We start from the raw sequence: 12,493 nt of genomic DNA, 5'->3' as shown, positions 1-12,493 counted from the left end.
CCTACTGTTCCCTGTTCCCTGTTCCCTAATCTCAACCGTTAACTTTAATTGTGTCCACCCACTTAGTTAAGTAAATCGGACGAATGACGTAACTTGCTTATTGTCGGGAGCAAGCAAGTATGACAAATGATCAATAATCAATGACAAGTAACAAATGACACATTCTATTCAACCCAAAAATCTGCTTGCTGGTTTGGGTTTAGCATTACTAATGCTCAGTAGTCCGATCGCGGTTTATGTGTGGCAGTTAATGGGATTCGCGCCCCAGGCTGATCTGGCGCATCCTCTGTTGTTAATCACCATCACTAACGGTTTCAGCATACTGCTACTCATTGGCATTTACTATCGCTTCTGGGTGCGACTGAGCCAATTGGAACAAGGCGAAGGAAACAGCCAATTCTTGTCTCCAGAGAGTCGTGATACGTCCTGGCGGACACGCTATCGCGATCGCCAACAAGCTGAATTGCAAGAACAGAATTTTGTTTCCGTCATTCTCGATACCGCTAACGCCTTAATTATCGTTCTCGATCAACAGGGACGAATTATTCGATTTAATCACACCTGTGAACGACTAACTGGCTATTCCTTTGAGGAGGTCAAGGGAAAGTATATTTGGGATTTGTTTTTAATTCCCGAAGACATTGAATCGGTAAAAACCATTATTAGAGAACTCCAAGCCTGTCACTTTCCCAACGAGCATGAAAATTACTGGCTCGCACGAGATGGCACTCGGCGTCTAATTTCCTGGTATAATACAGTCCTGCTTGATGACAACGGTGCAGTCAAGTATCTGATTGGGATTGGCATTGATATCACCGAACGCCAGCAAGCCGAACAAATGCGTCGCCAACTCGAACGCCAGCAAGAACTGAGTCAACTCCAGCTACGCTTTTTTTCATTAGTGTCCCATGAATTTCGTACTCCCTTGAGTACGATTTTAGCCTCCGTTCAACTCCTACAACTTTGCCCGAATAAATTTTCTCCTGATAAAAAACTCAGAAATCTGCAACGGATTGAAAGCGCGGCTCAACGTCTGCGGCAAATGTTAGATAATATTCTCATTATCAATCGAGCTGAAACGGGACAATTAGATTCCCAGCCAACGCCGATCAATCCAGAACAGTTTTGTCAAGGGCTTTTAGCGGAGATTCCCCATAACTCGGACAAGCATTATGCTCTAAATTTTGTTCAGCAGACAGACTGTAAAAACGCCTATTTAGATGACAAGTTGTTGCGTTCTATCTTGAGTAATTTGCTGACCAATGCGATCAAATATTCTCTGTCCGGTGGTACGATTGATTTACAATTAACTTGTACACCAACTGAGGTGATTTTTCAAGTCCGCGATCAGGGAATTGGCATTCCGGCTGCTGATATTCCCCATATATTTGAACCCTTCCACCGGGGAAAAAATATTGATAGTATTCCGGGTTCAGGATTAGGGCTGACCGTTGCTAAAACTTGTGTTAACCTACATGGTGGTAATATTAGCGTGACCAGTGAACTGGGAGTTGGCACGACGTTTACGGTAACAATTCCTGGCTAATTCATGAGTCAATTGTCGGGGCGGGTTTAGACACTGTAGGGGCGGGTTTAGACACTCAAGTAAGCTAGTCACCAATAACGGTTCAACAAAACCCGCCCTTATTCATAAGTCAATAAATAGGAAATTGGATATAAATTGAGTGTGTGAGTGATGAGCAAAAAGAAGATAAAAAAACATTTGGCTATTACCAACGCCGCTAAAATAAGGCTGATCATCTTATTCTTGCTATTGGTCAGTTTAGGAATTTGGACAGGATTGACGTTTTCGGAACCGACGACTCCCCAACAGGCAGCCGCTCAAGTTAAGCTACTAGAAGCGATTTACACTAAAGGGAATTATATCGAAGCTGGGATTTGGAGCGCGATCGCTCTCGGATTTGGCGTCCGAATCATTCGCCGTTCGGGAACAGAACGATATCAAGCACTTATGGCGTTTCTCACCTTCTTTTTGTTTGGACTATCGGATATCGTCGAAGTACAGACAGGAGCCTGGTGGCGTCCTTGGTGGTTATTTGTGTGGAAAAGCCTCTGTGTGTTTTCCATGGTAGCGTTGCTAATTAATTATCTGCGATCGCGCTCTGATTCACGGTGATGTTGAGTGGATGTGCAGGGGGTTCGGGGAGATGGGGAAGCAGAGGGAGCTGGGGAAGCTGGGGAAGATGAGGGAAATGAGGGCGGGTTTATTAACATCAGGGTAACAACGAAAGATAGTAGTGAAAGTTAGCCCCTAAACATCGGTCAGGGCGGGTTTTGAACAAATATTAGTGATCAATAGCGAAAAGAAAATCCCTAAACCCGCCCCGACACAAAACCAGACCCCTTGAGCCAAGCGAAGGTTAAAACCAGGTTCCTGACGAACGAAGTGAAGGATCAAAACTTCACCAATTCCCCGCACACGATAAAATAGCAAGTGTAACCAATAATTTGGGGCGTGCTATGAATCAGCCAGTGCCAGGGAATCCCAAAGCCAACTCTGATTCTGATCAATCGATAACCACGGGTGATCCAGGTTTACGATCCTTTGCTGACCGTCTTGCTAAGAATTTGGCGAGGGATACGCTAATTCAAGGAACGACTGACTATCTGCGAAACGTGTTAGCCGTCGATCGCGTGGTTCTCTATTATTTCTATTACGAGTGGAAAGGTCAAGTCACCTTCGAGTCATTGAGTTCTCCCAACTACTCCATCTTCGGCTCGACGGGGGGCGATGAATGCTTTAATGACGAGTATGCCGAGTTATATTATGCAGGACGAGTAAGAGCGATCGCAGATATTCAAGCCGAACCCATCGATCCCTGTCACCGCGACTTTTTAGGTAGCCTGAAAGTACGTGCCAATTTAGTCGTACCGATCCTTACACCGCGACGGTTGTGGGGATTACTCGCGGCTCATCATTGTCAAGATACCCATCCTTGGTCACCGTCTGACATTGAAGCGATGAAAAAATCCGCCCAAACCCTAGCCACAGTTCCAGCAATTCGAGATAGCTAGTACAAGAAGGCAGAAGTCCGAAGGCAGATGGCAGAAGGCGATAAGGAACATAATGTAGCTGCTTTTAAGCAGCTTGTTAACTGGTTAGTATTTGAAGCCGCGCTGCACTAGATATAGCACTACGCACTCTAGTTAGGACATAAAAGAAAAGATCAAATCGCTCAATCCCTTGTCAGGTAAGCGTTTTTCTTCACTATTGCCCATTGCCCATTGCCCAGCGCGTAGCGCTATATCGATGAAAGTCAAAGTCCTGGTTCTAGCGCTAACAACTTTTACCGCAGTCATCGGTACAGCAGATTGGGCGGCAGATTTTCCCCTGAGTCGCTCCCTGTTGTCACAGTGGCAATGGGGCGGTTCGGGGCAGTCACAACCCCTGCTCAAAGACCGTATTTTAGATGAAGGGGAAACAGAAGCCGCATTTCGGGCGCGGAGTTTGGCAATTCGGGAAAAGGTGGCGGCGGCGGATTTAGAGGAACTAGATACCTGGTGGCGTACTCGCACGATTAGTGATCCCCATAAATACTTACTTCCAGTTATTCTTGCCCGTCTCAGCTTAGGGGAACAATATGATCGCCAGCAAATCTGGGATATACTCTTGGGTTTAGATGAAGGCAAACCGGATCTTTATCACTTTCGCAGCCCCTACGATGTTCGCATCTTCTTCTTGTTTCGAGATACCATGCCCAAAGCGGTACAAGCCTCTTACCGTAGTATGGTGGATGCGCCGCGTGTGCGCGAGTGGCTGGAACAAGGTACAGAAAATCATCAGTTCATGCAGCGTATTTCCGGTTTAGCGCTGATGGATGGAAGTGGTTTCCCGACGCCTCTCCCGGCGACGGCGGCGACAAATGAGGCTTGGTTAAGGGCAGAATTAAATAAGTTTCTGACGATTGGACAGGGAGAGTTTCATTCTTCAACCTATTATGGGTATGCGATCGCAGGTTTGCTGAATCTCTATGATTTTGCTGATACTCCCGAATTGCGCCAGTTAGCGAAAGCCGCCTTAGATTGGTACGCCGTCAATATGGCGGTGCGCTTCAGTTGGGGAACCGCAGGCGGTGCGGAAAGTCGCGGGTTTGATCGCGGGACGTGGGATGATAGTGGTTTGAGTGGCGTGGCTTGGGTATGGTGGGGGGATAGTTTGACACCTGTCGAGCGTATGGATCGCGGTGTTACTAGGGTAGCATTACCTGCCGCGTTAAGTGATTATCGTCCGCCACCCCAATTGAAAGCCATTGCCCTTAAGCAAATTGAATTACCCTTTCAACTGAAAGCTAGTCACCCTGGTTACTATAGTTATCACCAAGATAACCGATTTTGGGAAACCTTTTATGTGACTCAAGATTATAGTTTGGGTACATTAATTGACCGAAGTCGTTCCTATCAAGTCAAAGGCACCATTAATGCCCAAAATGCCACCTATAAATTAGTCATCCGCGATCCCAAAGGGCAAAATAATGCTGTTGTTAGTTTAGGTGGAACCTATCATTCAGACATGGCGACAGGGCGTTCTCCAGGCGATCAATACGTCCAAGAAAAGGGCGCGGTGATTTATCAGTTACGCTTAAATTCACGAGATAAAGCCGCCGATGTACCGGGGCGTTCTCACCTAGTTTTACCGACTCGATATGGGAAACCCCAGCGCTATGGAGATTGGTACATTTGGCGCATTGAAAATACCTTCCTTTGCGCCCGTCCTTGGGGTGAACAGATAGACTGGCAAAATCAGGTATCGGATAAATATTCGGATTATCAGGTGTTAGCGGCAATCGGCAGGAATACGGCTTGGATTACTGATGTAGCTAGTGTTGACGATTATCCCACAGTAGAAGCATTACAGCAAGCCCTGGATCGAACCGAGATTCGCGAACGTTCCTGGGAGACAATGGGTCAGATTACCTATACCAGTTTAGCAGGCGATCGCTTACAGATGACCTATCAACCCAATCGAGGCGCAGGTTTAGCTCAAATTAATGGGAAAGATCGCGTTCTTGACGATTGGGCGGTGTTAGATAGTCCTTATGTTCAGCAAGCATTAAATAGTGGTCTTTTAGAGGTTTTTTCTCCCCCAGGAAACTGGCGTCTGCGAGGCACATTGACAGGTCCAGAATGGGAATAGGTAATAAGTAATAATTAGGCACTGCTGAATAAGTTTTGTGGTGGGGAGAGGGAATAGGCAATAGACAATAGGCAACAGGCAATAGGCAATAGTTTCAACCCCCTGTTGATGTAAGATGAGGGTTTAGCCACAATCGTCGGGGCGGATTTAGGCACAATTGTAGGGGCGGGTTTAGGAACTCAATTAACTTGTCACCGATAGGGTATCAACAAAACCCGCCCTCACTTACCATTCCTGATTGGGTCAAATTTACATGAAAAAAGGAATCAGAGGAAGACAACAATTGTCTTCCGCCAATGCACATAAACAATAGACCCCTCCATGAACAAGTTAACCCTAATGATTTGTCCCCATGATACAGCCAAAAAACCAGATCGATGGTTTCGCTTCATCCAGTATTTGAATAATCAGCTTGATGTCAACGTACATTTAGAAGTTTCCCTGGATTTCGAGGATTTTCATCAACATCTCGATCAAGCTGATATCGTTTACGCTAACCCTGCTGATGGTATCCGTCTGCGGGAACAAGGCTTTGCTGCGGTGGTTCGTCCGCTCAATCTCTATGATGAAGTGGTGTATATTGCCAATCAGGATATCGCTAATCCAACCTTAGATTCGCTGCACGGGGAAACCCTGGCTACTGTCAAAAGTATGCTACCCAGCAAGGTGGCGTTACATAGCCTCAAAGAACAAGGAATTGCACCTGCACAAATCTTGGATCAATCCTCTTGGTTAGGAGTGATCAATAGTGTGTCCAAAAACGAAGCCCCATTCGGCTTGGTCTATAAAGACACCTATCAGGAACTCTCACCCAGTACCAAGACGATGATTAATGCCTTTGCTGAATCGGAGGAAAAGGTCATCTTCCATAGTATCCATATTAGTCCCAATGCCATCGAACATAAGAGTGAATTAGAGCGTGTTCTCTTAGAGATGAATGCGACTCCAGCCGGAAAAGACGTGTTGCAAGAACTCGATATTGAAGGATGGTGTAAAACGTCATCTGAGGAAATTAGCACGGCTAAGGAAATGATGATTGCAGCTTAAACCATCTGAATGACCCAATCCTCTTGACGGGGATTGGGTTGATCTCGCCGTTCTTTGAATCTACGCCTTATGACAGATGGCATTTGCTGAATTATGCATTAAGGTTTACCTGCGCCCTATTTATGGATAAAATTTCATCATCGTTTTCGAGAACGATTGATATATTGTCCGTGAATATTCACTCCATAAGGAACCAGGTAGGTAAGTAATCCAGAAATCCAGCGATCGCGCGTCATCTTGCCCTGTACGACGGCAGAACCGTGATTAATCAGAAATAGAAGAGAACCAACCACGGCAGCTACCTTAATCCCTGTTGGCATCAGGTTTTTGTCCACCAGCGCCGCACAGTATTCCTTGAGCGGTTTCATCATTGACACAATTGAGACATCATTGACTTTCGTTACAAATATCTTCCTTTGGCTTAAAGACAGTTTTCGGGTAAAATATTAACTTCCTAACCTAAATCGTATTTAGCGAACCATACTTGTACTCTAGTAAAGAAGAGTTAGACCATTATCAATGGAGATTCAGACCCCCGATTGGGTGAAGCACGCCGTCTTCTATCAAATATTTCCCGATCGCTTTGCCAAAGGCAATCCACCCCATTCGCAAGTGGCTAAAACCCTTCCCCTAGAACCCTGGGATGCCCTGCCCACTTTACAAGGCTATAAGGGCGGAGATCTTTGGGGCGTAATGGAAAAACTTGATTATTTGCAAGATTTAGGCATTAATGCCATTTACTTTACTCCCATTTTTCAATCTGCCAGTAACCACCGTTACCATACTCACGATTATTATCAGATCGACCCCCTATTAGGGGGGAATGGTACATTCATGAAACTCTTAGAGGAATGTCATCGACGGGAGATGAAAGTCGTCCTAGATGGTGTATTTAACCACGCCAGTCGCGGCTTCTTCTTCTTCAATGACATTCTGGAAAATGGTCCGTATTCCCCCTGGTTAGATTGGTTCAAGGTGGAACGCTGGCCCCTGTCAGCCTACGATGGCGACAAACCAGCGAACTATGTCGGTTGGGAAGGCAATCGGGCGTTACCCGAATTCAACCATGATAATCCTGACGTGCGGGAATATATTATGCAGGTTGCCGAACATTGGATTAAACTCGGCATCGATGGCTGGCGCTTAGATGTAGCGTATGAGATTGAAACGCCAGGATTTTGGCAAGAATTTCGCGATCGCGTCAAAGCTATCAACCCCGATGCTTATATTGTCGGCGAAGTGTGGATGGACTCGCGTCAGTGGCTAGATGGAACCCAATTTGACGGGGTAATGAACTACCTGTTCACTGGACCGACTATTGCCTTTGCTGCTGGCGATCGCGTGATTGGGGACTACGTCGAACAACCCTCTTACGAACCCTATCCGCCCCTAGATGCGCCCGGTTATGCCGCTAAAATTGAGCATCTGTTACAGTTATACCCCTGGGAAATTCAACTTACCCAACTCAACCTGCTAGCCAGTCATGATACCGCCCGACTGCTATCCATTGCTGAAGGAGGGAAAAACGATCCATCCGCCGAAGCGATCGAAAGCGTTAAGCTGGCTACGCTATTACTGTTTACCTTTCTCGGTGCCCCCAGCATCTATTATGGCGATGAAGTGGGGTTACCTGGCGCATTAGATCCAGACTCCCGACGGGGTTTTCCCTTAGAATCTCAATGGAATCCCGATATTCTCGATTGTCACCGTCAGCTTATTGCCCTGCGTCATAATCGCCCCGCACTGCGTACAGGTAGCTACAAGGTGCTGTTCGCTGAGGGAATGACGTATGTCTTTGCCCGCCAACTGGAGGCAGATGAGTTAATTATCGCCGTTAATGCCGGAACCACAACCGCCCAAGTTCAGGTGGAAGTGCCGTCCGAGTTATCCCCACGCCATCAAATGGTGTATGGTGACGCCAGCTTTACCTGGAATCAAAATAATTTGGCGATCGACTTACCGCCTCGGACAGGGTGTATTTTGGGTTGAAGCATCGGTTCAGGTACAGGTGTAGGGGGAGGTGTCAGATCACTCCCCCATTTCCCTTGTTGAGTGTTTTTACCGGATTTCCTGAGTGAAAGTTGCAGTTTTGTAAAGTATTGCTGCTTACATCCGGAAGTCACCACAGTCAGTCCTACAATAGGAGTATCCTCCAAGAGCAACTAAGACCAGCCCTAGCTCTGCTCTATTACGACACAATAGTACAGGACGGAGTAGTCAGTATGAAGCTTGTTATCCAGGGCAAGAACATTGAAATCACTGATGCAATTCGAGAATATGTTAATCAAAAAATAGAAAAAGCGGTCAATCACTTTCAAAATATGACGACTGAGGTGGACGTGCATCTCTCTGTTGCCCGTAATCCTCGGATCAACACGAAGCAAACTGCCGAAGTTACCATTTATGCCAATAAAACCGTAATTCGTGCCCAGGAGAGTAGCGAAGACTTGTATGCCAGTATCGATCTGGTTGCCGATAAGATCCAGCGTCAACTGCGTAAATACAAAGAAAAGCAGCAAAAGAAAACTCAGACCCAACCAAAAACAGGTACTGTTATTCATGAAGCCCCTTTGGTTGAGGATTTAATTGGCGATCGCACTCCCGAACTGCCCACAGAAGTCGTGCGGATGAAATATTTTGCCATGCCGCCGATGACGATTGAAGAAGCCTTGGAACAGCTTCAACTGGTCGATCACGACTTCTATATGTTCCGAAATGCGAAAACTGACGAGATTAACGTCATTTATGAACGCAATCACGGCGGATATGGTGTGATTCAGCCTCGCAATGGCAATGGTCATACCAATCACACCAACGGCAAGACTGCCCAAAATGCTGAAGCGGAAGCGGATACATCAACAGTTTAATAACATTTTTTGTTATTGAACGTGTCCTCTTTTGATTGTCCCCCGAGTGACAGGCGGGGGATTATTGTCTTATGTCATTCGTCATTTGTCATTTGTCCTTGGGCTATTGGACTCCGTTGGGGCGGGTTTAGTCACATCAGGGTGAAAATCAAATGTTAATAGTAAAACCCGCCCCTACAATAGACGTTTCACCGGAACGTTTCTACAATTTCTCCCCCATCTCCCCTATCTCCCCCATCTCCCCATCTCCCCGATTACCATTTAAATTAAAGCTGTGCAGTATATATATAGAGGAATAGTGGCGTGGCAAGGGCAAAGATTTTAGTTGTCGAAGATGAAATTATTACCGCTCAAGCCATTGCTGGTCAACTCAAACGACTGGGTTACGACGTGGTGGATATCGCCAATTCCGGTACAGCCGCCCTCGCTAAAGTCGCAGAAAATCATCCGGATCTGGTGTTGATGGATATTGTTCTCAAACACCGAGACATGGATGGAATCGAAGCCGCTGATCACATTCGCAGTCAGTTTAAAATACCCGTGATTTACCTGACGGCTCATTCTGAGGCGGCTACCTTGGCGCGTGCTAAAGTGACAGAGCCATTTGGTTATATTGTCAAGCCCTTTAATCAACGGGATTTAGGAATTACCATCGAAATTGCCCTTTATAAACATCAAACCCAACAGCAGTTAATCGAACGCGAGGAATTTCTCTCCACGATTCTCGACTCAACCCATGATGCAGTCGTGGCAACGGATGCAAGGGGTGACATTACCTATATGAATCCGATCGCCCAAACCTTAACAGGTTGGTCGTCTACTGAGGCGATGGGTCAACCCATTACTGAAGTGGTGCAAATTCTGGATGAAGCCACAAATACGGTTGTAGAAAACCCGGTGATGCTGCTGCTGCGGGGTGAACCTGTGCCGCATCAAGGACATAATCGCCTGTTAATTGCCAGAGATGGCATCCAGACGCCCATCGTCGATCACGTTTCCTTAATGCGCCCCAACGATGACGACATCAAGGGGGCTGTTTTAGTATTTTGCGATATCAGCGAACGTCGTCAAGCCCAAGCCCTAGAACTAGAACGGGTTAAACTGGCAACGGAAGTGGCTGAACGCCAAAAAGCCGAAGCCGAAATTCGCAAAGCTTTAATCGCTGAACAGGAATTGAGCGAACTGAAATCTCGGATTGTGGCAATGATTTCCCACGAATACCGCACGCCTCTAGCGGTAATTTTAACCTCAACGGAACTCCTGAAACGCTACAGTGCCCAGTTGTCTGAGGAGAAACAGCAAACCTATTTAGACCGGATTCAAATGGGCGTCAAGCAGATGGCTCAACTGGTGGAAGAGGTTCTCACGTTCAATAAAGCCCAAGCGGGTGAACTTCAGTTTAATCCTGAACCGTTGAATGTGGAAGACTTTTGTCTGCAATTGGTCGATGAACAGCGATTGATGGTTGGCGATCGCTATACGTTGACATATCATCCTCAACTCTCGTCTGGTGAAGCGGAGTGGGATAAGCAGATGCTGCGACATATTGTCACCAATCTCCTTAGCAATGCGATTAAGTATTCTGCCAAAGGCACGACGGTTTCCTTATCCCTACGCCGCCAGGACGACACCCTAATCATCCAGGTTCAAGATCAAGGGATTGGTATTCCCGAATCGGAGCAGCCGCGATTATTTTCCCCCTTTTTCCGCGCCAGCAATGTCAGCACAATTGCCGGGACGGGGATGGGATTGTCTATTGTTAAAAATTGTGTAGATTTGCATCAAGGGGAGATTGCGATCGCCAGTGAGATGGGCAAAGGGACAACGGTGACGGTGAGATTACCGGTCAACGCCCAGCCCTCGTCTGGAGAGGCGGCTGATTAGGGGCTGCTGCATCGGTACTGTATTAAGTTTTGTAAACCCTCTTCAAACCCTTACTGTTCCCTGTTCCCTAATCTCAACCGTTCACGTTAATTGTGTCCACCTACTTAAGATGTTTCAATTGATGAAGTTTTATGCTATCTAAAAAATAATCTATAATTTCGCCTCAATGGGTGATCAAGCCCCGTACAATATAGGTTGATAGAATCTTTTGAGGTGGAGGTAACAGAGCAATCATGCCCGCAGCCGTTGGGACGATTGAAACGTTAGGGTTTCCTGGGGTACTTGCCGCAGCAGATGCCATGGTCAAAGCTGGCGCGGTTACCCTGGTGAAGTTTGATCGCAATGAAAGTGGTCGCTTTATGGTCAGCGTTCGGGGCAAAATATCTGAAGTTAAGGTAGCTGTAGATGCGGGTCTAGAAGCGGTGGAGAAAACACACGGCGCTGAGATAACCGGTTACTACATCATTCCTAATCCCCACGAAAATGTTGACACCGTTCTACCGATTGAATATACCAGTCAAGTTGAACAGTTTCGCTCATTTTAACTGAGTAAGGGAAGGGGAAATGTTTCAGTGACTCTAGGTCTGGTTCGCGATTAAAAGGCTAAAGACAAAGAGTATGTTTCTGAAAAAATCCCCATAATTTGTAGAATAAGTTTTTGAGTTCATTAATTCATTGATTGAGGAGATTGGCAATGTCAATAGTAGCAGTTGGGTCAATTGAAACCAAAGGCTTTCCTGGTATATTAGCCGCCGCAGATGCTATGGTTAAAGCGGGTCGAGTGACCATAGTCGGCTATATCCGCGTGGGTAGCGCTCGTTTTAATCTGAATATTCGTGGCGATGTTTCCGAGGTAAAAACCGCCATGGATGCTGGAATTGCCGCCGTTGAAAAAACCTATGGTGCAACCTTAGAATCGTGGGTGATTATTCCCCGCCCTCATGAAAATGTGGAGTGTGTTCTACCGATTGCGTACACAGAAGAGGTTGAGCAGTACCGAGAAGCGGTTGAGAATCCATTAGTTCAAGGTCGAGGAAACGGATTGCAACGTTAAGCAAATAGGGAAGGGAAAGGTTGAGGTAGGGGCGGGTTTTAGGGTTATCTTGTCTAAAATCCAGTAACCGTCACCCACCAAAGTAGAGACGTAGCCTAGTGCAAGAAGGCAGGAGTCAGGAGGCAGAGGGCAGAAGGGCAGAAAGCTTATACCGTAAGACTTTGCACCTTTTTTAACTGGAGAGTTACTTCCGCCGCGCTGGTCTAGGATTAAAGGCGCTCAACTTGAGGTATAATAGTTACCTTCTCAACATCATCTACCATCTACGGATATGGCAAGCCAGGGGTTGATAACAGACAGCCAGTATGATACTATATGGTCATATTGGCTTAAATTTACTCAGATTGGCGATATTCCTTTGAGAGAAGCCGTTAAGCGACTTGGATTACATAAAAACACGAAGCAGGAAGTAGGCAGATAATGGCAGCATTCCCTCTATACGCAACAGAGCCGGACAAAGGCTTTTTGATGTCGAAGCCTATCTGG

At 46.4% G+C, this 12,493-nt stretch carries 11 protein-coding genes; 10 read left to right on the top strand and 1 reads right to left on the bottom strand.

What is annotated here, in order from left to right; genetic code table 11:
• The first annotated feature begins 154 nt into the window (after positions 1-154).
• The 5 genes from RIE73_RS01895 to RIE73_RS01875 all read left to right on the top strand — a co-directional run bounded on the left by RIE73_RS01895 (position 155) and on the right by RIE73_RS01875 (position 6,202).
• Positions 155-1,546 carry a PAS domain-containing sensor histidine kinase gene (locus tag RIE73_RS01895; protein WP_446399569.1) on the top strand — a complete coding sequence of 464 codons (1,392 nt, stop codon included), beginning with the start codon at positions 155-157 and terminating at the stop codon, positions 1,544-1,546.
• A gap of 150 nt (positions 1,547-1,696) precedes the next feature.
• The gene (locus RIE73_RS01890) at positions 1,697-2,137 is read left to right on the top strand and encodes a hypothetical protein (protein ID WP_446399568.1); all 441 of its coding nucleotides are present in this window, start codon (positions 1,697-1,699) and stop codon (positions 2,135-2,137) included.
• A 344-nt stretch (positions 2,138-2,481) separates the two neighbouring features.
• On the top strand, positions 2,482-3,036 hold the full coding sequence (locus RIE73_RS01885) for a GAF domain-containing protein (RefSeq protein WP_446399567.1): 555 nt from the start codon (positions 2,482-2,484) through the stop codon (positions 3,034-3,036).
• A gap of 235 nt (positions 3,037-3,271) precedes the next feature.
• On the top strand, positions 3,272-5,155 hold the full coding sequence (locus tag RIE73_RS01880; protein ID WP_446399566.1) for a hypothetical protein: 1,884 nt from the start codon (positions 3,272-3,274) through the stop codon (positions 5,153-5,155).
• Between the two features lie 321 nt (positions 5,156-5,476).
• Positions 5,477-6,202 (top strand): phosphate/phosphite/phosphonate ABC transporter substrate-binding protein, encoded by a 726-nt coding sequence (locus RIE73_RS01875; protein WP_446399565.1) that lies wholly within the window; start codon positions 5,477-5,479, stop codon positions 6,200-6,202.
• Positions 6,203-6,339: 137 nt separating this feature from the next.
• Here the strand turns inward: RIE73_RS01875 and nrtS are convergent, their stop codons facing one another.
• Positions 6,340-6,573 carry a nitrate/nitrite transporter NrtS gene (nrtS, locus tag RIE73_RS01870; RefSeq protein WP_446399564.1) on the bottom strand — a complete coding sequence of 78 codons (234 nt, stop codon included), beginning with the start codon at positions 6,571-6,573 and terminating at the stop codon, positions 6,340-6,342.
• A gap of 148 nt (positions 6,574-6,721) precedes the next feature.
• On the opposite strand from nrtS, the gene RIE73_RS01865 reads away from it, so the two are divergent.
• The 5 genes from RIE73_RS01865 (at position 6,722) to RIE73_RS01845 (ending at position 12,007) form a co-directional block, all read left to right on the top strand.
• Positions 6,722-8,191, top strand: a complete 1,470-nt coding sequence (locus tag RIE73_RS01865) for a glycoside hydrolase family 13 protein (RefSeq protein ID WP_446399563.1) — start codon at positions 6,722-6,724, stop codon at positions 8,189-8,191.
• 233 nt (positions 8,192-8,424) lie between these two features.
• Positions 8,425-9,069 carry a ribosome hibernation-promoting factor, HPF/YfiA family gene (gene hpf / locus RIE73_RS01860; protein WP_446399562.1) on the top strand — a complete coding sequence of 215 codons (645 nt, stop codon included), beginning with the start codon at positions 8,425-8,427 and terminating at the stop codon, positions 9,067-9,069.
• Positions 9,070-9,372: 303 nt separating this feature from the next.
• On the top strand, positions 9,373-10,953 hold the full coding sequence (locus RIE73_RS01855; protein WP_446399561.1) for an ATP-binding protein: 1,581 nt from the start codon (positions 9,373-9,375) through the stop codon (positions 10,951-10,953).
• 233 nt (positions 10,954-11,186) lie between these two features.
• Positions 11,187-11,498, top strand: coding sequence for a carbon dioxide-concentrating mechanism protein CcmK (locus tag RIE73_RS01850; protein ID WP_006099036.1), 312 nt, complete (start codon positions 11,187-11,189; stop codon positions 11,496-11,498).
• Between the two features lie 149 nt (positions 11,499-11,647).
• A complete protein-coding gene (locus tag RIE73_RS01845) occupies positions 11,648-12,007 on the top strand; it encodes a carbon dioxide-concentrating mechanism protein CcmK (protein WP_446356939.1) in 360 nt (119 codons plus the stop codon).
• Positions 12,008-12,493 lie beyond the last annotated feature (486 nt).

It is taken from the genome of Coleofasciculus sp. C1-SOL-03, assembly GCF_040220555.1.
Classification (GTDB): domain Bacteria; phylum Cyanobacteriota; class Cyanobacteriia; order Cyanobacteriales; family Coleofasciculaceae; genus Coleofasciculus.
Note: the sequence above shows the minus strand (reverse complement) of the source record. Positions and strands in the feature narration are given on the sequence as shown.

Bases quoted from the DNA above. Each gene is read 5' to 3' on its own strand.
- RIE73_RS01895 (WP_446399569.1), top strand. From the start codon at position 155: ATGACACATTCTATTCAACCCAAAAATCTGCTTGCTGGTTTGGGTTTA.
- RIE73_RS01890 (WP_446399568.1), top strand. From the start codon at position 1,697: ATGAGCAAAAAGAAGATAAAAAAACATTTGGCTATTACCAACGCCGCT.
- RIE73_RS01885 (WP_446399567.1), top strand. From the start codon at position 2,482: ATGAATCAGCCAGTGCCAGGGAATCCCAAAGCCAACTCTGATTCTGAT.
- RIE73_RS01880 (WP_446399566.1), top strand. From the start codon at position 3,272: ATGAAAGTCAAAGTCCTGGTTCTAGCGCTAACAACTTTTACCGCAGTC.
- RIE73_RS01875 (WP_446399565.1), top strand. From the start codon at position 5,477: ATGAACAAGTTAACCCTAATGATTTGTCCCCATGATACAGCCAAAAAA.
- nrtS (WP_446399564.1), bottom strand. From the start codon at position 6,573: ATGATGAAACCGCTCAAGGAATACTGTGCGGCGCTGGTGGACAAAAAC.
- RIE73_RS01865 (WP_446399563.1), top strand. From the start codon at position 6,722: ATGGAGATTCAGACCCCCGATTGGGTGAAGCACGCCGTCTTCTATCAA.
- hpf (WP_446399562.1), top strand. From the start codon at position 8,425: ATGAAGCTTGTTATCCAGGGCAAGAACATTGAAATCACTGATGCAATT.
- RIE73_RS01850 (WP_006099036.1), top strand. From the start codon at position 11,187: ATGCCCGCAGCCGTTGGGACGATTGAAACGTTAGGGTTTCCTGGGGTA.
- RIE73_RS01845 (WP_446356939.1), top strand. From the start codon at position 11,648: ATGTCAATAGTAGCAGTTGGGTCAATTGAAACCAAAGGCTTTCCTGGT.